Genomic DNA, 23,269 nt, shown 5'->3' on the forward strand with positions numbered 1-23,269 from the left:
AGCAGGCTTCCTCGGTGCAAGGGAGCAAGATGGTTACTCAAGTAGCCCCCTCGCTCCCTGTGGGGTCTCACCGTCTTCGCTGTTCCCGCAGGACAAGGAATGCTACCGAAGCGTAACATCGCACGAAGAAAATCGGGTTGTATTTTCGAGGAGTCTCCGTATATTTCCTCCACTAGCATAACATTGCTAAAAAGAGAGATCTGTTTTAATTAATTCATTTCATGTATTAAGCAATCCTGACTAGATAACACAAATCTAGCGTAGGCAGAATACGTAGACTCCTGTGGGAACAGCACGAGTCCGAAGATCCCGGAAGAGCGGTCTTTGCGTCACGGAAAGGCTTGAGGCCGTGCCCACGGAAAGCGGAGTATTCTGCCGAAGCGAGTGATCGCACCCATCAAATAAGTAAATATAAGAAAATTACTTACTGGTGATTCTATATAAAATACGAAATAACAAAACTGGAAAATCGCTCCCAATTACTAATATTTTTTAAAAAGAAACAAAGACTATCGTCAAACGATTATATGGAGGATGTACATATGAAAGAACATAACATTCAACTCACTTCTGCAGAAATAGGTAGCCTTTGGAGCAACTACATGACGGACAGTAGTGCTCTTCCTGTACTAAAATATTTTAATGCTGTTGTAGAGGACTCTGAAATAAAACCATTAATTGAAAAAGCTATAACCATATCTAAATCTCACATTAATCAGGTAACTGACATTTTTAAACAGGCTGATTATCCTATCCCAATCGGATTTTCAGATAGTGATGTTGACTTAAATGCTCCTCGATTATATTCAGATACATATATGCTATATTTTTTACGGAATATGGGGAAATCAGGTATAGCTGCATATGGTATGGCATTTTCCACTGCAGCTAGAAAAGATGTTAGGGAATTCTTCTCACATGCTATTAACGAGTCAATTAAGATCGAAGACACTGCAAAGGAGATAATGTTATCCAAAGGTCTTTTTGTTCGACCTCCATACATTAATATCCCAGATACTATTGATTTTGTTGAAAAACAAAGCTTTATGAGAGGTTGGTTTGGTGAGAGACGAACATTAACAGCTGAAGAAATAACTCATATCTTCATGAATTTTACAAACAACGCCTATGGTAAAGCACTGTTAACCGGCTTCGCACAGGTAGCTGAATCCGAAGAACTAAGACGATTCTTCTCAAGAGGGGTCGAATTAGCTCGGGAAATAATGAAGCAATACCGCACTTTGCTAGAGGAGAGTTCCCTTCCTTCTCCTATGACATGGGACACCGACGTGAATAATTCTACAGTGTCCCCGTTCTCAGACAAGCTAATGCTATTCCAAACCTCTGCCTTAAATGCTATATCTTTGGGGAATATTGGTGGTTCACTTGCCCTAAGTCTAAGACGTGATCTCGTACTAAAATATTTAAAACAACTAAAAGACATCGGACTTTATGCAGAAGATGCAGCAAATATATTAATAAAAAATGGTTGGTTTGAAAGACCACCTCAAGCAATTGATCGAGAATACCTAGTAAAAGGAAAGAAAAAATAAATGCCTGAGAAAACAGTGATTCCCTTATAAATGGAATCACTGTTTTAGATAGTACTCAACTAGACTAAACAAGCAGCACAGTAGAGTATTTCATTTTCTATACCTTTAATTTACAAAATAATACCTTTTACATCAAATTTTTACATATAAGATATCTATGTTAAAATCAAAAATATACATTTAAGGAGACTAACATGCAAATCTATCATAATCAGGCTGATTTAAATCCTTCACTCAAACTAGTAATTAAATATAGATATATATTCTTCACCATAGCTGCGCTTGTCATCTGGTTGGAAGGCTTCATTCATTCCGATCGAAACTTGGTCATCATTTACTCACTAGTAATGATTTTATTAGGTTCTATCTATAGAAGTAAATGGATCCTCCTTTATTTGAGCTCTTTAGTCACACTTACAAGATACTTAGTTATCCCAGATAATCTCAATGGTATTGATTCATTTATTTATCTTTGGGTAACTTATTTCGTTATTGCTTTGATCACCTCTACACTAATTTCAAAGTACGTTACACAACACCAAGCAAACATACAATTATCAACAACACTTGCTAAACTATTAGATTCAAGAGATCCTTATACAGCTACCCACTCAGAAAACGTAGCAAATTTCTCTACCATAATTGCTAAAAGGTTAAAGTTAAGCAAGCAGGTACAAGAGAATATTTATTTGGGTGGATTATTACATGACATCGGAAAAATAGTCATTCCTGATATAATACTAAATAAACCATCCAAGCTAAACAAAGAAGAGTTTGAGATAATTAAGCAGCATCCAAAAATTGGTTACGAAACATTAAAACATATAGCTGCCTTTAAAGAAAGAGGCATACTAGATATGGTTTTGTATCACCACGAGCGATACGATGGAATGGGATATCCTCATGGACTAAAGGGAGAAGAAATACCACTAGTAGCAAAAATAATAGCTGTTGCAGATGCGTTTGATGCGATGACTTCCAAAAGGGTGTACCGAAACGCAAAAGATATAGAAGTTGTATTAGAGGAATTTGATAAAAATAAAGGAAAACAATTTGATCCTCTCGTCGCTGACACCTTCCTCGCCTATTTGCATGAAAACAAAAATCAACTATTTTCCTCAGATAAGTTGTTAACAAAAGTTCAATAAATATATCGTTTAGAACCTGGGAAATGTTGTTATGTTTTGTAAATCATAACAACATTTCCTTTCTTAATGTCTTTTGTTGAATATTTATACAATAAAAGTTATAATAATTCACTGATTAATCACCTGTAGAGAAGGGGATGTAAGGAATGGAAACTGAGATTAAAGAAGTAGCGCCTAGTATGATAGATTATATTCATTTACACAAAACGACTGGGTGGAACGGAAAAGGTTTGTTTACCTATAACCAACTTTATACCGCTATATGTAATAGCTGGTACTGTATCTCTATCTACCATGAATCTTCACTAATCGGATATGGAAGAATTGTTTCGGATGGAATCTATCAAACTTTTATCTGTGATGTAATGGTTCACCCTACCTATCAACGGCTGGGGATTGGTTCACAAATCATTGAATTACTACTTAAGAAATGTGAAGCTGAAAATATTAAGTGGGTACAACTTTTTAGCGCGAAAGGAAAACAAAATTTTTACAAAATACACGGTTTTTCCGAGCGGGATAGCGATGCACCAGGTATGTCGATATTCTTATAACAATGCACTTTTTATTTTTAGAAAAGTGAACTTTATCACAGTTATTGTAAACACGCCTATGTTAAACTAACTCCTAGCACAACATATAGAGTTTTTAATTGCCAGATAAATCAATATATAGTTTATAGGAGTGAATATAATGCCAAGCACAACGGTTACAGCAAAACGGCTAGAGAGTAATTTTTTAAATACCCTAACGGAGATTGTCTCCTCTAGTAATCAGGACTTAATGCAGGAAAATGCTAACATGGATGGGCAATCTCCTATGGGACAAATGTCTAAATTTGCATCTGAATCAGCCAAATATTACGCAAAGCACACTATGATGAGCGAGGCTACTAAACAAGCCATGGAGGAGAACTATATCCACCCTCATGACCTAGACTTTATGCCAACAGGTACTACAACATGTTGTCAAATTCCTTTAGGAAAACTTTTAAAGGGTGGGTTTAATACTGGACATGGGTATATGAGAGAACCTAGTGATATTGGAAGTGCAATGGCTTTAGCCTCGATTGTTTTTCAATCAAACCAAAACATGCAGCATGGTGGTCAAAGTTATCCAATGTTTGACTATGACCTGGCTCCTTATATTCATAAAACATATCTTAAACATATTAAACGTTTAGAAACCTATGGGACCGATTGGACAAAGGATAGAATCGAACAACAAGCATGGAAGGAAACGGACAATGACACGTTTCAGGCTTGTGAAGCGTTCATTCATAACTGTAATAGCATGCATAGTCGAGGTGGAGCCCAAGTACCTTTTGTCTCCATTAATTATGGGACTGATACATCAAAAGAAGGTAGACTTCTGATCAAAAATATTCTCTTAGCTACAAAGGCTGGTTTGGGTAATGGGGAAACACCGATATTTCCTATCCAAGTTTTTAAAATTAAACAAGGAATGAATTATAATATTGATGAACCAAATTATGATTTATACATACTTGCATTAGAAACTACAGCAAAACGTCTCTTTCCAAACTTTAGCTTTATTGATGCAAGCTTTAACAGCCCTTACTATACCGGGACGCCTGAATCAGAAGTTGCCTATATGGGTTGCAGAACTAGAGTAATGGGAAATATACATGGTGATGAAAATAGTATAAGCAGAGGAAATCTTTCTTTCACTTCCATTAATCTAGTAAAAATCGCCCTTACAACAAACGATTACCAATCTTTCCTATCAAAGCTGGATAACTATATCGATATTTCCATAAAACAGTTACTGGAACGTTATCACTTTCAAGCAAATAAATTAGCAAAAAATTTCTCTTTCTTATATAGTCAACATGTTTGGAAAGATAGTGAAAAACTAAAACCAGATCATTCCTTACAAGAAGTTCTTAAACACGGAACATTAAGTGTTGGGTTCATTGGGTTAGCAGAGGCTCTCGTTGCCTTAACAGGTCAACATCACGGCGAGTCTGAAACAGCGTATCAATTGGGGATTAAAATTGTGGAGCATATGCGAATTCGAATGGATGAAGCAACAGCTAAATATAACTTAAACTTCTCCCTAATTGCTACACCTGCAGAAGGTTTATCAGGTAAATTTACAAGAGAAGATCAGAAGACATTTGGAAGTATAAAAGGGGTAACAAATAGAGGGTTCTATACAAACTCCTTTCATATTCCTGTTTATTATAAAACCAAAGCAATCGACAAGATAAGGAAAGAGGGGGCCTTCCATACGTTTTGTAACGGTGGACATATCTCCTATATAGAGTGTGATGGTGATGTTTCTAAAAATATTGAAGCACTTGATGTGTTGGTAAAAGCAATGGCAAGGCATGATTTTGGATATGGGTCTATTAACCACCCAGTCGATCGTTGTACATGCTGTGGTTATACAGGGATTATTGATAATGCATGCCCTAGTTGTTATAACCAGGCCGAAGAGAAGATAGAACGAATTAGAAGAATAACTGGATACCTTGTTGGGGATATGAGTAAGTGGAATTCTGCTAAAAAAGAAGAAGAACAAGAACGTGTGAAACACCAATGAAGATCATGAATATCATCCACGATTCAGTGGTGGATGGACCTGGCCTAAGAACAGTCATCTTTCTGGCTGGTTGCCCTCACTTTTGCAAAGGATGCCATAACCCTGCAAGTTGGAACATAAGAAATGGTACAGAAGTAACAGTAGATAACGTTTTACAGGAAGTAAGGAGTAATGAGCTCTGCAATGTTACACTGTCTGGCGGAGAGCCATTCATGCAAGCAAAAGAAGTTTCTCAGCTTGCAAATAAAATCAAACAGCTTAATAAAAATATATGGATTTATAGTGGTTATACATACGAACAACTAGTTAATTCAAATGACCCTTTTAAACTAGAACTACTAAAAGAATGTGATGTTTTAGTTGATAGTCCATTTATTTTAGCTGAAAGAGATTTGTCCTTACAATTTCGAGGCAGTAAAAACCAACGAATCATAGACTTAACTAAAGTAAATAATAAGGATCCGATCAAATGATCAGATCCTTTTTTGTTAATTACTTTTTATTTTATTGGCAATCTCGATGGTACGCTTCGCTTGATGTTTAACTGCAGCTTCTACATCTTCAACCATTTTTCCATCTTGTCCAACTGTTACACTAGTTCCGTACGGATTTCCTCCAGCAGCAAATAAGACTGGATCTGTATATCCTGGTGCAGCTATAATAGCTCCCCAGTGCATCATAGAAGTGTACAAGGAAAGGATAGTAGCTTCCTGACCACCATGTGGGTTTTGAGCAGATGACATGGCACTAACTACCTTATTAACTGTTTTTCCAGATCCCCAAAGCCCTCCTTGCGTATCAAGGAATTGCTTCATTTGAGCAGCCATATTACCAAATCTAGTTGGCGTACTAAAGATAAGTGCATCAGCCCACTCTATATCATCAGATGTTACCTCTGGAACGTCTTTAGTTGCTTCTACATGTGCTTTCCACGCATCAATAGAATCAATAGTCGATTGTGGTGCTAGTTCTGGTACTTTTAAAACTCTAACCTCAGCTCCCGCCTCTTTTGCGCCTTCCTCAGCCCACTTTGCTAATTCATAATTAGTTCCTGACATACTGTAGTAAATTACTGCTAATTTAACATTAGACATTATTCATTCTCCTTCTTCTTATTATTTTTATATACCTAACTAAGGTTATCCATGAAACTGTATTATTTGGGTCTTTCTAAAGTAAAAACTTCGCCTATCTTTGCGTAGTCATTTCCCGCTAATCTACTTACTGCAGCTAATCCATTAGCATTTATTCGCCCATTATCATATATTTGATCATCAATATGAAATTGTACGACTCTACCAACTAAAAAGTCACAGCCTGGATTTTCATTATCACCTAGTTCTATGGCATGCTCCAAGACACATTCCATTCGTACCTTGGCTTCCATTATCCCAGGCACAGTAATCTTTTTGCTATTAACTGGTGTTAATTTTGTCAACTCCACTTCACTCTCTTCTGGCGAAAGACTTGCTGCTGTTTGATTAACCTTTTCGACATTCCATTGATCTACAATGTGGACAACAAATTCTTTTGTCTTCAAAATGTTCACTGCCGTATCTTTCGGTCTACCTTTACTACGTTGTATGGATAATGAAATCATTGGTGGATCAGCCGAAACAATATTAAAGTAACTAAATGGTGCTGCATTTAAAACGTCTTTTTTCGATTGAGAAGTTACAAAGGCAATTGGTCTAGGTATAATACTCCCTGTTAACAATTTATAATTTGCTCTTTCCGAATTATTCGATGGATCAATCGACACCATTGTCATCAGTCCTTTTATCCTTATCCCTACTAAGCTAATTTATAAAAATACCCATTATTAATCTATTTTATAATTATACTTTCCCAAAACAATTCAACTTAAACTTAATATCTTCAATTCGAGATAAATATTATTATAATTTTCTATCATTGTCAAACAAAGAGGATTTTTAGGAAGAGTGTTTCATAATGTAAAAAAACCCAAATCACTAAGATTTGCTTAGCATATTTGGGCTTTTCACATTTGTTTAGAATTTTCAAATGACTATCATTCTACATCTGGCGTCATACTACCCCATATGGATATACCTTCATTAGATAAAGCCGTAAACGTCATAACATACGTTTCTGATAATGGATCCCATTGCGCTATGAATACTCCATCATAAGTTATATCGTCAATTGTCAGAGAAGCATATTGATTATCTATACTCCATGAGCCTTCGACACTACCAGAAATTGAACCATCTTTATTTAATTCAATTAATTCTGGCGCCACTATATCATTAAAATTATAATGACCGTGGTTGATAAGTTTGTATTCCCCTACAACTTCCTTTTTCTTTATTTCAGTATTAACAGATTCACCTGAATAGCGATATGGGGCTACTACCGGCCAATCGTTCTTGTTCATAAACATTTGATGAACCCGAACCTCATGCATTTCACCAGTTTCCGGGAATCTTGTATGGAACACTAAAAACTGCTTTTTAGTTTCCTGATCATATAATACAGAATTATGACCTGGAGAAACGTAGCCATATGTCATTTCTGCTCCTAGGTTATCTTCAAGGTTAAACATGTAATTACCAATCAGTTTATTTCCAACTTCTGCATTTTCTTGTCCTACTTCTAATACCGCACCGTTTCCTGCCGCATCCACATAAGGACCATCCGGATTGGTTGACCTAAACTGCCTCATATTATATGCACCTGCTGCATCTAAGTAGCCATAGGTTTTGTATAAGTAGTAGTATTTTGTTTCCTTATCGTAAACGACATATGGACCTTCACCAGACTGTTCATACCCACCCGATATTTTTGTTCCAAAATAGCGGTCTATCATTCTTCCATCTTCTGTTGTACCATCTTGCTTCGGGTATATAGGCTGGCCTGTTTGAGGGTCTATTTCGTAAATAAAAATACCGCCAGACCACGAACCATATGTCATCCAAAGCTTATCTTCCTCATCATAAAATAAGTTGGCATCAATAGCATTTGGGTATTCTCTATTATTGTATGAACCACCTGTTCTGAACCAGTTTTCATTAGGTTCCTCTAGCGTTCCATTCTCTATTAGTGATTGAATATTGGTATTACTCCACTTTTTATTCACATTACTGTTCTCATCATACCCTTCATCCTCAGTAAAACCGGAATATACAATTGTATCTACGTAAGTATAGGGACCCTCGATATTCTGGGAAACAGCATAGCCAATTGCAGACCGAATATAGGTGGAAGAAACACTATAGTAGATCATATAAGCACCCTTAGACCCATCCTCATTTAGATAGTCCTCGTTATAAAAGACGTCTGGTGCCCAGACGGCATAACCACCTGTACTATCGGAATCATTTTCTCCTGCCCATTTAAATGATTCCGCTAAATTCTGGGATAGATCACCATATAATGTATTATTCGGTGTTTCATAACCATTCGTAAACCTTGTCCAATTCATTAAGTCCGTAGACTTTGCCGACTCAATGTGGGAACCAAACACATAATAAGTATCACCATCCTTTACAATGGATGGATCATGAACAGACACTTCTGTAAATGTTGGTGGCTCCATGTTTGAACTAGATTCAGAATTGGTAAAAAATAAATACGCTCCCACTGCAGCAATCACCAAAAGAACCACTATCATAATTAGATATATTTTTTTCCTTTTCATATGCTTACCTCTTTTCTCTATAATGGAGCTATAGTACCTCTCAAAACATTATTTGAATGGAGTGTCATGTGCTTCTAAATAAAAGAACACAAGTACACTTCGAATAACTTGTGCTCTATAAATATCAATAATCTAGTATTTTATAAATTAAATTTAGAAATAGTATTTTGATAATTCATTTTTACCCCTTTTACCTTAACTAATAACGAGGCATGAGCTGCTAATTGGGCACGTATTTCTTTTGTTTCTATTTTCATTTGCTTATGATTCCAAAGATCCCTTATTTCTACATCCTGTTGTGTTGATAAGGATAATTGTTCTAATGAAACAGATACTTCTTGAGGTTCATCTGCTATGTTGAACAAAGCTACATATAGACAGTCAGGGTCCCCTTGTGATGCCCACACTACTTTATTGTCTTCTCTAAAAATTTGGCGAGCATCATGTCCGTATCGGTGTACTTCTAATACTTCCTCATTGGTAAGTAAAGACAATGTCCAAGCATCATTATCTCGAAGTTCTCCACCAAACATCAGAGGGGACCTGAATATCGACCATAAGGTCATCATGGTCACTTGCTCATCTTTAGAAAAACGTGTATATCGATCACTGGCACCACCATCTACAGAGCGAATACCGATATGACCTAACGGCAACATATCCGCATCTGGCCAATATCCTGGTCCTATATTTTTGCTCCATTTGTAGCATCGATCAAACATGTTGTAAAGTAACTCCCATAAATCCCAGAAATCATCTGTCATTCGCCACATATTTGCATTTTCTTCAAAAAGACTCGCTTGCTCTAATGGTGCAGGTCCTGGAGATAGACTTAATACCATTGGTCTACTACACTTATCAATAGCTTTACGGATCATCTTTATTTCTTCTACATGTGCGCCATAAAGCTTTGAATCAGCGATATCATCAACTTTCACAAAATCAACTTCCCATTCCGCGTAAAGTTTAAATAAGGAGTCATAGTAGGCTTGAGCACCTTCCTTAGTATTATCTATACCGTACATATCTGTATTCCAAGGACAAATTGAATTAGGCTTTGCAATCTCTCTTGCTGTAACATCAGTTCCTAGGATTTTAGTATTTTGGTGTACCGCTTGACGTGGAATTCCTCTCATAATATGGATACCAAATTTTAATCCTAAATTATGAATATAATCGGCTAATGGCTTGAAGCCCTTGCCTTGTGCTGATGAAGGGAAACGATTAATAGCAGGAATTAATCTAGAGTATTCATCCATTTCTAAGGGTACAAAAGGACGATAGGCTGATGACACCGCTCCAGATTCCGACCATTGAATATCAACTACAACATATTCCCAACCATATCGTTTAAGGTTTGAGGCCATATAGTCAGCATTACCTTTAACCTCTTCTTCCGTTACAGTTGCTCCGTAACAATCCCAACTGTTCCAACCCATTGGTGGAGTCTTGGCATAAGAATGGTGATGCAAATCATTTCCTCCTCTTCATTTTTAGAGTCACCTCCCTATATAGTGAAGTGACTCCAACTAAATAATCATCTTTAAGATGGCTCTTCTCGAACAACTATACTTTTGACATATTATCTATAGACTCTGCAGTAAGTGGAGACGTTGATTTCCGCTCCGGGCAGTTGCTTTCCGTGGGCAACGCCTCAGCCTCCTCGGTCGCAAAGAACGCTCCCTGTGGGGTCTTCAGCTGTTGCTTTTCCCACAGGAGTCCACTGCCCTCCGCTACAATCAACAAAATTAAATAGTGTAAAAACTCTAACTTAACTTGTTTTATACTAAAATACTCGAAAATCATTTTATTACGTGATTGGAAGTCTGTCTAAGTGTAGGCAGAATGCGGAAACTCCTCGAAAATAAAACTCGATTTTATTCGTGCGATGTATCGCTTCCGTAGCATTCCTTGTCCTGTGGGAACAGCACGAGTCCGAAAATCCCGGAAGAGCGTTCTTTGCTCTGAGGAAGCTGAAGCCGTGCCCACGGAAAGCGGAGTATTCTGCCGGAAGTAGTTCAAGCACACATCCAAAGGTTTTAATAAAGTAACTAGAGATTTTCTCTCTAATGCGTATTTAAAAGCATAAAGTATGCGAAAAGAATCTTATTGTTCTAAATTATTTATTTCTACGTAAACGAATCATATTCCATGAAAGCTTAGGTAAAACAGTCGATAGTTTGCCGTCTGTTACGGAAGACTCCCCATTTAAATGCGGTTTTACACTTTCAGATTTCAATGTATTTACAGCCTTTACATCATCATTTTCTAACACAACATGTTCTACCACTTGGTAATCTTCAAAAGAGCGAATATCAATATCTACGTGTAGTAAATCTTTTAGGTGACGATTCGTAGCAAAAATGACTAGCTCTTCCTTTTCCTCGTTATAAACAACCGAAGTATCTAAATAAGGAACATCTGTAAAGTCTTTACTATCATATTTAGGTGAGCTGATCACTGGCTGTAATGCAACACCTCTACCATATACAGATGTATAATAGTATGGATAGAAGATAGACTGTTTCCAAATTCCCCCTCCATTTTCGGTCATAATAGGTGCAATAACATTGACTAACTGTGCCATACATGCAATTTTTACTCGATCGGAATGCTTTAACATAGCATTCAACATACTTCCTACTAAGATAGCATCTTCAAACGTGTACACATCCTCCAACTGAGGTGGAGCAATAGACCAAGGTTCAATTTGCTTATCCTGTTCGTTGGAATGAAACCATACATTCCATTCATCAAAACTAAGATTAATTGTCTTCTTACTACGCTTTTTAGCTTTAATATAATCACAAGTAGAGATAACTGTCTTAATAAAGTTTTCCATATCTAAAGAACTTGCAATATAGTTTGCCGTATCATTGTCTCTATTTCCATAGTATTGATGTAGGGATACATAATCAGCATGCTCATAAGTATGATCTAAAGTGGTTGCTTCCCACTCTGGGAATGTTGGCATCGCTGTGTTGGAACTACCACAACTTACTAACTCAATTGTCGGATCAACCAGTTTCATGGCTTTGGCAGTTTCAGCAGCCAATCGCCCATACTCATTAGCTGTTTTATGACCTACCTGCCATGGGCCATCCATTTCATTACCTAAACACCATGTTTTAATGTTATGAGGATTGTTATATCCATGCTGCTTTCGTAACTCACTATAATACGTCCCACCAGGGTGGTTACAGTATTCTAATAGATTTCTTGCTGCATCAATTCCCCTTGTCCCAAGGTTGACTGCCATCATAACCTCTGAATTTACTTTTTTGGCCCAATCCATAAATTCATTCGTACCTATTTCATTTGTCTCAATAACTCGCCACGCCAATTCTAGACGTCTCGGACGCTCTGCTCTAGGTCCTACACCATCCTCCCAATTATACGCAGAAACCATATTACCACCTGGATAACGCACTATTGGTACTTGAAGTTCCTTTACTAAATCCATAACGTCCTGCCTAAATCCATGCTCATCTGCTGTTGGATGATCAGGCTCATAGACTCCACCGTACACAGCTCTACCTAAGTGCTCAATAAATGAGCCATAAATACGAGGATCTATTTCTGAAATCTTGAACTCTTTATCTACTACCATTTTTGCTTTTAATAAATCATTTCCCATCAGTAAATCTCCCTTTCCAACTATTTTTTAGGTTGAAATAAGAAATATCCAACCATTATAAACCGCTTTCAAAATTATTATTGTTAAATGTTCGTAAAAAAATACTCCCTCACTCAGTTGAACGTACATGTTCACTTCAAATATAATCAAACGAATTATTTGTACGTATATTAAGATTAAGAAAATTATTGGTGTTTGTCAAGGTTATTCCCTCTTTTAAGGGGATATAGATTCTAAAAAAAGAATGCACTCCTTTGTAGTAAATCCATGGAGTACATTCCTTTTTTAGTCTTCTAATAAATTTTTCTTTTCAATCCTCTTCATGCTTAACCAATTACTTCCTATACTTATTAGTGATATAAATAATAAAGGAATGATCACTGTATATTTGAGAGATAATACCCCTACAACAAATAACCAAAGCACCATTAAAATAGTAGTAAATGGATGAGACATTGCTAATGTTATAGATAGTTTTAGATAATTAAATGTCTTCATTTCATATCTATTAAAGATGGGGAAGAAATGTAATAGCGTAGCAAAAAAGATATAGGAAATCATGAATAATACTGCTAATATCATTTTTCCAACGATCGAATCTGTACCTAATAAGATACGAATATCCACATATAAAAATATGGCTATTATTATAAATACTATGCCCACTAAATTAGACTTAATGAAACTTGTTTTATATTGAACCCAGAATTCACTAAATATATTGGTAACTTCTTTACCACTCAGTAAATCCCGTATAAGTGCATTTACAGAAGCAGTTGCTGGCATTAATCCAAATACAATTAAACCTAACACTGTGAAAACGATCCACAAAACATTGATGTACACTAACTTAACTATCTTATCTATCATATTCATGATCCCTACAGCCCAGTTGCCATCCATACAATCTGCTCCTTCTGCTTACGAGTTATACTTTTTTAGCTAGTGTTACTACTCCCTCATCATCTTTTCCCATGAAAGTATAAGTATGTTGCCATTTTTCCCAATCCCAACTTGGTAGTATGACACCACTAATTTTTTTACTAGCTAAGTTAAGGATATAATGATTACCCGATTGCTGCAACCAATAATTAGTCGCTTCAGAATCAATCGCTATTAGTTCTCTAGCAGCTACATCCTGTGAATCATTGTCCTTATCTACTTTAAAGTGTTCCCAATCACCAGCGATTTTTTCTATTTCTATTGCTTCTTCCTCTTCTCCAGCAAACCTTTCAGGTGATACAAGTGGCCATCCGTCAGCAGTAAATACTACCTTTCTAATATGGAGGTAATGCCATCTTTTATCCTGTTCTGCTCTAATATGATGACAAACATAGTAGTTATTACCATCCTTCAACACGGAATTATGACCTGGCGCCACCCATCCATCTCCGCTATGGAATTTGTACCCACCCAAAATCTTAAGACCTACATCATTTGGAGGTAACTCAATGTTAGTCATGTCGTTACCGTGAAAATCCAAATATGGCCCTTCTATATTTTTAGATCGTGCTACTCGTATATTGTAGTTTGAGAATAACGAATCATAGGAGACGAATAAATAGTAATAGTCAAAATCAGGATTATATACAACATAAGGCCCTTCAATTGCTCTTTCAACACTAACATGTCTTTTAGCTATTAATGTCCCTTTACCTGCCTCAACAAATTTTCCAGTTTTAGAATTTATTTTATTTATATAGAGACCACCAAAAAAGGAACCAAATACCATCCAAGGCTGACCATCTTTATCTATCGTAATGTTTGGATCGATAGCATTAGGTTCATGTTCTTCACCTTCTCTGGATTTATATACTTCACCCTGATCTATATATGGCCCTTCAATGTTAGAACTAGTTGCTACTCCTATAAACGATTGCGTACTACCGAATTGAGATGCTGCATAATATAAATAATACGTATCACCAAATTTTGTAACATCCGGTGCCCATAAGCCTTTTGCACCCGTCCACTTTTCCGCTTCTTCTGGTACCCCGTTAAGCGCTCTTCCTACCCATTCCCAATTAATTAAGTCTTTTGATTTTCTAATTTGGATTCCCGCTTTAAAGTCACCACCATGTTGCGCATCGGTCGAGAACACATAGTAGGTGTCTTCATCCTTTACTAGGGCAGGATCATGAGCATTGTTTGTCGTCCACTTGGTTTCATCTTGAATTATTTCTTCATCAAATAATTTGTCTTTAGGGATTATATCTGGATTTATCATAAATAACTCCTTTTATTTGAAATAAATAAAGCTCCACCGACTTAAGTAACTGCGGTGGAGCATCTCTAGTTTATTAGTCAGGGATATATAAAATGTTAAGAAAACTCAACCTTTTACACCAGTAATGGCAATTGATTCGATAATTTGCTTTTGGAAAACAAGGAATACAATCAACATTGGTAACAAAGCAATAACCGATGCAGCCATGATTAACGGGTAATCCGTTTGAATGGCATATGTTGCGTTAAAGTTAGCAATAACAAGCTGTATGGTTAACTTTTCAGGTGAACTCAAATAGATAATCGGTGCTAAATAGTCATTCCAAACACCCATGAACCATAGAATAAGCTGTGCTGCTACAGCAGGACGAATCAATGGGAAGATAATTTTTGTAAACATTCCAAAGAATGAACACCCATCTATTTTAGCAGCCTCGATTATTGAGTTTGGAACATTTATCAGGTATTGCCTCAAAAAGAATACCATCACTATATTACCAAAAATAGGTGGTACTATAAGTGGTAGTAGTGTGTCTACCCATCCCATACTTGAAAACATAGAAAATTGAGGGATCATTAAACTTGGATATGGTATCATCATCGCTGATAATAGCAATAAGAAAATGACATTTTTAAATGCTAATCTAAGCTTCGCAAACGCAAAAGCTGCAAGACTGGAAGTAAATGTTCCTACTATACAGACTGATAAAGATATAATCAAACTGTTCTGTATCCCTGATAATAATGGACCTGCTTCCCAAATCTCTAGGTATTTTCCCCAGTTAAAATTTTCTGGAATCCACACAGGAGGTAATGCAAAAACGTCCGTTCTTTGCTTTACAGAAGTTGATAACATCCATATCAATGGTGCTATCATCGCTACAGCCCCAATACATAAGGCAATAAATATAAATATATTTGCAATTCTAGTAGTTTTTTTCTGTGACAACGGTCTCACCTCTACTTCATCTTAATATTAAACTCTTGTTTACATTTCAAAAGAAGACTTATCATTTAACCTAAATTGAATAAGCGTAACTATAAAGATAATCAATCCAAGTACTACGGACATTGCGGAAGCATAACCCATCTGCAAGTTAGTGAAAGCTTTCTGCCAAATATAGAATACAACAGTAGCCGAGCTATATTCTGGCCCACCTGTAGGAGTCATGATGTTGATCTCCGTAAACATTTGCGCTCCACCAATAATATTTGTTATTACTAGGAAGAATGTAACAGGTTTTACCATCGGCCAAGTAATATGTCTAAATCGTTGGAAGGCATTTGCTCCATCTAAATCAGCTGCTTCATAATACATCTTAGGAACACTTTGCAAAGCTGCTAAATATAGTAACATTGACATACCTAGCCCTTTCCAAATTGTCATAATTACAAGCGCTGGTTTAACTGTGTTTTTGTTTTGTAACCAGTTAGGACCATCTATACCAAGGTATCCTAAGAATTGGTTAACCAAACCATAATCACCATTGTAAGCCCATTGCCATAAAACGGAGATTGCAGCTAATGATGAAATAACTGGTACATAGTAAATTACTCTAAATGTTGTTGTACCTGGTATGCGGCGATTAAGCCCCATCGCTAGTAGTAAAGAAAGAATTAAACCGATTGGAATACCAATCATCATATATAACGTGTTAAATAAAGACTTATGGAAGTAATCATCGGTTAATAATGAAACATAGTTTCCCAATCCGTTCCACTCTTGAAATCCTAGCCCATTCCATGTCGTAAACGAAGCATAGATTGAATATAGAAATGGATATAACGTAAAGATTAGATATCCCACCACTGGTGACAGGATAAATATTAACGCAGCTCGAGACTCTTTTTTGTACAATTTTGATTTCTTAGGCTTCTTGTTTCCTAGTGGTTTATTTATTGATACATCAGTTGATTGTTTTCCCATTTTAAATTCACCCCTGACTCAACTTAATCGTTTGGTTTAATAAGAATACAGAAAATGACGTTTGCTCTTCATATTTTTTTGAAGGAACATAACATCATTTCCTGTACTTCATTCATAGCTTAAATTTTTTATTAATTTCCACTTGATTGCTTTTCTAACTGAATCGCATTGTCAAGATACTCTTGCATTTTCGGTTGAACCTCTTTTACATATTCAGCAGCAGTTTTATCTCCATCTAATACTGGTTGAATATTTGTAAAGAAGTAATCATACCACTCACCATTGTACGTATTGTTAGCTGGTAACGCACGACCGTAGTCCTGAACAATATCCAAGAATTCTTGTTTATTAGCTGGTGTAGTAGACGTATCTGCAGCCCACTCAGCAGCCATATCTTTTAAGTTCGGGATTTGAACATGTGCATCTACAAGTGCTTTTTGTCCTTCTTCAGATGCAGAAAGGTATTCTGCAAGTTCTGTAGCTAAATCTGGATATTCGGTGCTAGCAGAAACTGCTATTCCTAATGTTCCAATCCAAGTTGCTGGCTCACCAGTTTTTCCAGCTGGGTAAGGGATTAAATCATATTCAAAATCTAACTCTTTATCAAAAGTAGCTACATCCCATGGTCCTACTGGGAAGAACGCTAATTGTCCTCTTAACCAACGTTGGTATGTGTCAAGCGTCTGTGCGTCTTCAATAGAAGGAGTTACTTTATACACATTTTGTTGATCTGCAAAGAATTGAAGTGCTTCAGCAAATTCTGGAGTATCAACAGTTACTTTTGTTTGAGTTTCATCTAACCAATCTCCACCGTTACTCCAAACGAATGCTTGTAATACCCAGTTAACGTTAAATCCAGTACCAAATTGATCTATTTCACCATCGCCATCAGTATCTTTTGTAACAGCTTGAGCTGCTTTGATAAATTCATCCCAAGTCATTGGCTTGTCTTTATCTGGTAGTGGAACGCCAGCTTTTTCAAGCATAGTCTTGTTATAACCTAAAGCAAAAGGCCCAACATCTTTTGGCAACGCATAGATACTTCCTGCACCTTGTGTTTCACCATCATAACGGAAACTATCAAACCCATATTCCCACATGTTGTCCAAATTAATTGCGTCACTGTTCTCAACATGCTCTGTTAAATCTAATAGTACTTTACTGTTTGCATAAGCTCTAACTTCACCTGGTGCAATATAAAATACGTCTGGAATCTTTTTACCCGTGATAGCCGCTTTTAACTTTGTTGCATAGTTATCAGCAGGAATTGTATTTAACTTTACTTCTACATCTTCATGATCCGCTTCGAACTGGTCAATAACTTTTTTATATGCTGCTTCTTCTTCTGTTGATCCTCTAAACATAAATTCTAGTTGTTTCTTACCATCCTTAGTTTTTGCACCACCATCAGATGAAGCGTTGCCGCCACCTCCGCTACAAGCACTAAGTAACATGACACTGATCATTAGAACAACTGCTACTAAACGAAAAGATCTTTTAAACAATTCATTCGCCCCCATTTTGTGTATAATTGATTGCAAATCTGTAAGCCTTTACATTGTTACTAAAAATTTTACTCCTTATTACCTCTAGCATGTTTCATTAATGAAAACGCATTCTTTACACTCTAAATATATTATACTTGTTCGTACATGTCAACAGTTTTTTATAATATAAATAGCAACTTATCAATTACTTTTTCTGATATATATACGTACGTTTAAAATGATTGTCTGTAAAATCAGTAAAAAGCTTGATATACATGCATATTAAGTAACTCTGTAAAAGGCTTAGGTTTGAAATAGAACTATTAGATAATAAAGTCTAATTCATTAATATGTTTACCCATTATTAAAAAAATAGTCACGTTTAACTAATTAAAATAAAGTTATATATTCCATCGCTATTCAATAATATAACTACAGAGAATACATTATATATTTCTGCCCCTTTTATCGCCCATCTCGAACTTTATTCCCATCACTTATCGATACCTCCCAACAGCCTACTCATTCGTACGTACCTATTTATTATGTTTAAACTAAAAAAGGCGAATAACATGTTATGCTATTCGCCTTTCAAGACAACTAATGATTATTCTACTGTCACACTCTTAGCAAGGTTACGTGGCTTATCTACATCACAGTCACGGTGAAGTGCTGCATAATAAGCTAGTAATTGCATTGGTACAACACTAACCAATGGTGTTAATAATTCATGCACGTGCGGTAATACGAATGTATCACTTTCTTGTTCTAATCCTTCTAGACTAATTACACATGTTTTTGCTCCACGTGCAGCAACTTCTTGCACGTTACCACGGATAGAGTAGTTCACATTTGCTTGAGTAGAAAGCGCGATTACTGGTGTACCTTCTTCAATTAATGCAATCGTACCGTGCTTCAGTTCTCCACCAGCAAAACCTTCCGCTTGAATATAGGAGATTTCTTTTAGTTTTAAAGAAGCTTCCTGAACAACAAAGTAGTCCATACCACGACCTATATAAAATGCGTTACGTGTTTCTGTAAAGAATTCTTTAGCAAGCTTTTCAAATTCTTCTTTTTGGTCTGTTAAAGATTCCATTACACTAGCAACAATACCTAATTCTTGTAATGGGTCAAAGCTTAAATCAATTCCTTTTGCTTGAGCAGTATCAACTGCTAATAATGCTAGAACGGCTATTTGCGCTGTGTATGCTTTAGTAGAAGCTACCGCAATTTCAGGTCCAGCATGTAGGTGTAACGTAAAATCGGCTTCACGAGAAAGGGTAGAACCCGGTACGTTTGTAATCGTCAACGCAGGGTGTCCTAATTTTTTTGTTTCAACAAGAACAGAACGGCTATCAGCTGTTTCACCACTTTGAGAGATAAATACAAATAATGGTTTCTCCGAAAGAAGAGGCATGTTATAAGAAAATTCACTAGCAATGTGTACTTCAACAGGTACATTTGCAAGTTTTTCAATTAATTGTTTACCTACTAAACCAGCATGATAACTTGTTCCAGCAGCAATAATATAGACACGATCTGAATCTAGCATGGCTTGGCGAATATCCTGATCAAGCTTAATGCTATCATTATCGTCTTTGTATTCCTGAATAATCTTGCGGATTACAGGTGGCTGCTCATCTATTTCTTTTAACATAAAGTGTGGATACGTACCTTTTTCAATATCAGTTGCATCAATTTCTGCAGTGTATGGTTCGCGTTCAATAGCAACACCATCTAGGCTTTGAATCTCTACAAAGTCACGTTTTACAATAACTACTTCTTTATCATGAATCTCTACATAACGATCAGTTTCCTTTAATGTTGCCATTGCATCACTTGCAACTAAATTAAATCCATCACCTAAACCTACTAGTAATGGGCTTTTGTTTTTAGCAACATAAATTTTTTCCTGATCTTTAGAGTCGATAAGTGCAAGAGCATAAGATCCTTTCAGTAGAGCAACAGCTTGACGGAATGATTTAGCTACATCATTATTTTTATCATTTAATACTTCAATTAACTGAACGATAATTTCAGTATCTGTTTCACTTTTTAACGAAACGTTAGCTAAATATTCGTCGCGGATTTCGTAATAATTCTCAATAACACCGTTATGAACAATAGTGAATCGACCAGACGCACTTTGGTGTGGATGGGCATTTTCTTCGCTCGGAGCACCATGAGTTGCCCAACGAGTATGACCTATCCCCATTGTTGATTGAACACTGTTATCTACTTTTTCACGAAGGTTTGCAATACGTCCTTTAACTTTAAATAATTGAATACCCTCATCATTTGATGTTGCTATACCTGCAGAGTCATAGCCTCTATATTCTAATTTTTCAAGTCCGTTTAGTAAAACTTCTTTTGTATCATTATTACCAATGTATCCTACAATTCCACACATATCGTTGTTTCCTCCTTATAATTAAAGGGGCAAACAAACAACCTTAATCGAAACACGGGGCGTTTATTTGCCCCTTTCTCGCGTTGTAAAATACATCATGTTTTTATTCTTGTGCAAAGAGTCACCTCTTTGTTTTCAAACAAAAACATATCGGTTGAGATGCACAACCGGGAGGTATCCGCCGAACTTTCTCGATAATCCTCCTCCTCGTCAACTATTTCCCACCGCTCGGGAAGATAGTCCAGGCGCTTTATTTACTTTTTTAACAACGATCCACCTTTCCATTCTAAAATAAATCCATGTCATTAATTATGGGTTAATCATCACAGATCATCACTAGCTGACACGAACTTATTTTATTTTACTTGATATTACATCTTTAAGCAATTATAAATTTATCCTTCCACGACTAACACGCCGCGATACTATAAACTATGCGCTTATCCTAGATGTGTTCCAAAAAAACATTTGCATTCTGTACGATTACAGTTCTAATATTATATAAAAATAATCAAATAACATATTGAGGTGTTTCCTTTGAAATTACTTATTATAGAAGATGACAAACTTCTTTCTGAAACTATTAAAGAAACTACAATCAATTCTTTCGAGGTTGTGCAAGCCTTTGATGGTGAGGAAGGTTTATATTTAGCTGAACAAAATATATATGATGTTATCATCCTGGATATTATGCTCCCGATGATGAACGGATATGAACTGTTGCATAAATTAAGGGAACGTAATATTAAAGTACCAGTCTTAATTTTGACAGCAAAAGATGGAATTGACGATAAAATACTGGGCTTTAAAGAAGGTGCAGACGATTATTTAGTTAAACCTTTTCATAGGGAGGAACTATTATTACGGTTAGGGGCTATTATTAGAAGAGCCGTAGGTGAATTCTCTAATGATGTGGTCACATTTAAGGATCTTAACCTTAATGTAAAAAACAAACAGGTTAGGATAAATGGTGAAGAAGTTATCCTTAACGGAAAACAATTTGATCTACTCGAGTATCTTATAAGCAACAAAAACATTATCGTAACGAAGGATCAAATCTTTGATCGGATATGGGGCTTTGAATCGGATACTTCCACAACCGTCGTAGAAGTATATGCTAGTCATATCCGAAAGAAGCTAAAGTTATTTGGGTACGATCAGTATTTAAAAACATTTAGAGGACTAGGCTACATGCTTACGGATAACGGTGAGACAGATGCTTAAAAACAAAATGATTAATCGACAACAATGGAAATTTATGATTTTTAACTTTATTGCTTTCAGTATAATTTTTACTATTTTTGGCATTATTATTTTTACAAGCATTGAAAGTTCCTTATATTCAAAGCCAGATGAAGAATTGTATAACTTTCAGACATTTAAGGAAGACACCGGCTTTGAGCAACCCTTACAAAAAGGGAAAGAACCGTTTGAACCTGAAGATAAAGGATCTAGAATGGAACAGCATCCAGAGTCAAATGATCGACCAATGTTACCTAGCCCCCGCGTAATTGCTGTTGAATGGAGTGAGGATGGTGAAATAAGTAATCAGGAACAAATCGGTACATTGTTCTATGAACATTATCTATCCGAGTTACAATTTACTGGAAAATCGGTTGGGGTTATTTCCAACATACAGATCAATTCATATGATTTTCGTTCACTAATGATTGAAAATGGTGACGGAAGTTATACACAGTTGTTAATAAATGTGGATGCTGAACAAAGTTTACTTCAGAACTTTGAAAAGCTTTTAATTGCATGTTCTATCATTTTCATCTTTCTATCAATCATGGCGAGTTATTTGTTATCGAAGAAAACAATGCAACCAATCATTACTTCCTGGAACAAACAAGTTGAATTTGTAGAGAATGCCTCACATGAGTTACGCACACCTTTAACAATTATAAAAAACAAATTAGAGCTATTGCTCACAACTCCAAACGCTAAAGTTGTGGATAAGTTTGAAAATATTGCATTAACCCTTTCCGAAACTAACCGCTTATCAAAGTTAACCACAGACTTATTAACATTGGCTAGGGCTGATTCATCAGAAACACAGTTAGATAAAACCGATTTTGAGTTTGATAGCTTTGTACGAGAAGTATGTGAACCATATAAGGAAATTGCTAATTCTCAAGATAAACAAGTATGGTTCCATTTGAAAAGTAATCAATTATTCTTCGCAGATAAGCAAAGAATCCACCAACTTTTAGTTATACTAATGGACAATGCATTAAAATATACACAAGAAGGCAATAGTATCGGGATAAAAACTTTTTATGTGGATAACAAGATTCACTTGGAAATTAGTGATACCGGAATAGGGATAACAAAAGACAGTGCTGAACGTATTTTTGAACGGTTTTACCGTGAAGATAAAGCAAGAACTAGAGAAAATGGGGGGACTGGCTTAGGTCTATCAATCGCTAAATGGATTGTTTCTAGCCACAATGGATCAATTAAAGCATCTTCGAATGAACCTAAAGGGACGATTATTACCATTAAATTTCCTAAATAATGAAAAGTCACTGCATACAAAAGCAGTGGCTTTTTTCATTCTATCTACCTAATGTCTTAAACAAATATAATTTTTAAGAATGTTTAAGGTTGTTTTAAGGTACTTGACTATAATTAGGATTATCAAGAGAT

17 protein-coding genes and 1 pseudogene are annotated in these 23,269 nt (G+C 36.0%); 7 read left to right on the forward strand and 11 right to left on the reverse strand.

What is annotated here, in order from left to right; translation table 11 throughout:
* Window positions 1–542 precede the first annotated feature (542 nt).
* From H7K77_RS12080 to nrdG, 5 genes are all read left to right on the forward strand, one after another.
* Window positions 543–1,553: a DUF3231 family protein gene (locus H7K77_RS12080; protein WP_186578105.1), complete on the forward strand. Its 1,011-nt coding sequence runs from the start codon at window positions 543–545 to the stop codon at window positions 1,551–1,553.
* 194 nt (window positions 1,554–1,747) lie between these two features.
* On the forward strand, window positions 1,748–2,701 hold the full coding sequence (locus H7K77_RS12085; protein WP_186578106.1) for an HD-GYP domain-containing protein: 954 nt from the start codon (window positions 1,748–1,750) through the stop codon (window positions 2,699–2,701).
* Between the two features lie 146 nt (window positions 2,702–2,847).
* Complete coding sequence (locus H7K77_RS12090) at window positions 2,848–3,255, forward strand: GNAT family N-acetyltransferase (protein WP_186578107.1); 408 nt, start codon at window positions 2,848–2,850, stop codon at window positions 3,253–3,255.
* 139 nt (window positions 3,256–3,394) lie between these two features.
* A complete protein-coding gene (locus H7K77_RS12095) occupies window positions 3,395–5,269 on the forward strand; it encodes an anaerobic ribonucleoside triphosphate reductase (protein ID WP_186578108.1) in 1,875 nt (624 codons plus the stop codon).
* Entirely contained in the window at window positions 5,266–5,742 is a 477-nt protein-coding gene (nrdG, locus tag H7K77_RS12100; protein ID WP_186578109.1) for an anaerobic ribonucleoside-triphosphate reductase activating protein, read from the forward strand. The genes H7K77_RS12095 and nrdG overlap by 4 nt, the downstream gene beginning before the upstream one ends.
* A gap of 15 nt (window positions 5,743–5,757) precedes the next feature.
* Here the strand turns inward: nrdG and wrbA are convergent, their stop codons facing one another.
* The 11 genes and pseudogenes from wrbA to glmS form a co-directional block, all read right to left on the reverse strand.
* On the reverse strand, window positions 5,758–6,363 hold the full coding sequence (wrbA, locus tag H7K77_RS12105) for an NAD(P)H:quinone oxidoreductase (protein ID WP_186578110.1): 606 nt from the start codon (window positions 6,361–6,363) through the stop codon (window positions 5,758–5,760).
* A gap of 62 nt (window positions 6,364–6,425) precedes the next feature.
* A complete protein-coding gene (locus tag H7K77_RS12110) occupies window positions 6,426–7,034 on the reverse strand; it encodes a flavin reductase family protein (protein ID WP_186578129.1) in 609 nt (202 codons plus the stop codon).
* A gap of 276 nt (window positions 7,035–7,310) precedes the next feature.
* Window positions 7,311–8,903, reverse strand: a pseudogene (locus H7K77_RS12115) (glycoside hydrolase family 43 protein); the annotation flags it as partial.
* A gap of 167 nt (window positions 8,904–9,070) precedes the next feature.
* Window positions 9,071–10,402, reverse strand: a complete 1,332-nt coding sequence (locus H7K77_RS12120) for a glycoside hydrolase family 27 protein (RefSeq protein ID WP_186578112.1) — start codon at window positions 10,400–10,402, stop codon at window positions 9,071–9,073.
* Window positions 10,403–11,049: 647 nt separating this feature from the next.
* Complete coding sequence (gene arfA, locus H7K77_RS12125; RefSeq protein ID WP_186578113.1) at window positions 11,050–12,567, reverse strand: arabinosylfuranosidase ArfA; 1,518 nt, start codon at window positions 12,565–12,567, stop codon at window positions 11,050–11,052.
* Window positions 12,568–12,852: 285 nt separating this feature from the next.
* Window positions 12,853–13,470 carry a YesL family protein gene (locus H7K77_RS12130; RefSeq protein WP_186578114.1) on the reverse strand — a complete coding sequence of 206 codons (618 nt, stop codon included), beginning with the start codon at window positions 13,468–13,470 and terminating at the stop codon, window positions 12,853–12,855.
* Between the two features lie 25 nt (window positions 13,471–13,495).
* A complete protein-coding gene (locus tag H7K77_RS12135) occupies window positions 13,496–14,794 on the reverse strand; it encodes an arabinan endo-1,5-alpha-L-arabinosidase (protein ID WP_186578115.1) in 1,299 nt (432 codons plus the stop codon).
* Window positions 14,795–14,899: 105 nt separating this feature from the next.
* Entirely contained in the window at window positions 14,900–15,742 is an 843-nt protein-coding gene (locus H7K77_RS12140; RefSeq protein ID WP_186578116.1) for a carbohydrate ABC transporter permease, read from the reverse strand.
* A 39-nt stretch (window positions 15,743–15,781) separates the two neighbouring features.
* On the reverse strand, window positions 15,782–16,720 hold the full coding sequence (locus H7K77_RS12145) for a carbohydrate ABC transporter permease (RefSeq protein WP_186578117.1): 939 nt from the start codon (window positions 16,718–16,720) through the stop codon (window positions 15,782–15,784).
* 131 nt (window positions 16,721–16,851) lie between these two features.
* On the reverse strand, window positions 16,852–18,186 hold the full coding sequence (locus H7K77_RS12150) for an ABC transporter substrate-binding protein (RefSeq protein WP_235988923.1): 1,335 nt from the start codon (window positions 18,184–18,186) through the stop codon (window positions 16,852–16,854).
* 628 nt (window positions 18,187–18,814) lie between these two features.
* Window positions 18,815–20,617, reverse strand: a complete 1,803-nt coding sequence (gene glmS, locus H7K77_RS12155; RefSeq protein WP_186578118.1) for a glutamine--fructose-6-phosphate transaminase (isomerizing) — start codon at window positions 20,615–20,617, stop codon at window positions 18,815–18,817.
* A gap of 537 nt (window positions 20,618–21,154) precedes the next feature.
* Between glmS and H7K77_RS12160 the strand changes: the two genes are divergently transcribed.
* Window positions 21,155–21,841, forward strand: a complete 687-nt coding sequence (locus tag H7K77_RS12160) for a response regulator transcription factor (RefSeq protein WP_186578119.1) — start codon at window positions 21,155–21,157, stop codon at window positions 21,839–21,841.
* Complete coding sequence (locus H7K77_RS12165; RefSeq protein WP_186578120.1) at window positions 21,834–23,138, forward strand: sensor histidine kinase; 1,305 nt, start codon at window positions 21,834–21,836, stop codon at window positions 23,136–23,138. The genes H7K77_RS12160 and H7K77_RS12165 overlap by 8 nt, the downstream gene beginning before the upstream one ends.
* The last annotated feature ends 131 nt before the right edge of the window (window positions 23,139–23,269 follow it).

The organism is Aquibacillus kalidii, from assembly GCF_014280935.1.
GTDB lineage: Bacteria > Bacillota > Bacilli > Bacillales > Amphibacillaceae > Aquibacillus_D > Aquibacillus_D kalidii.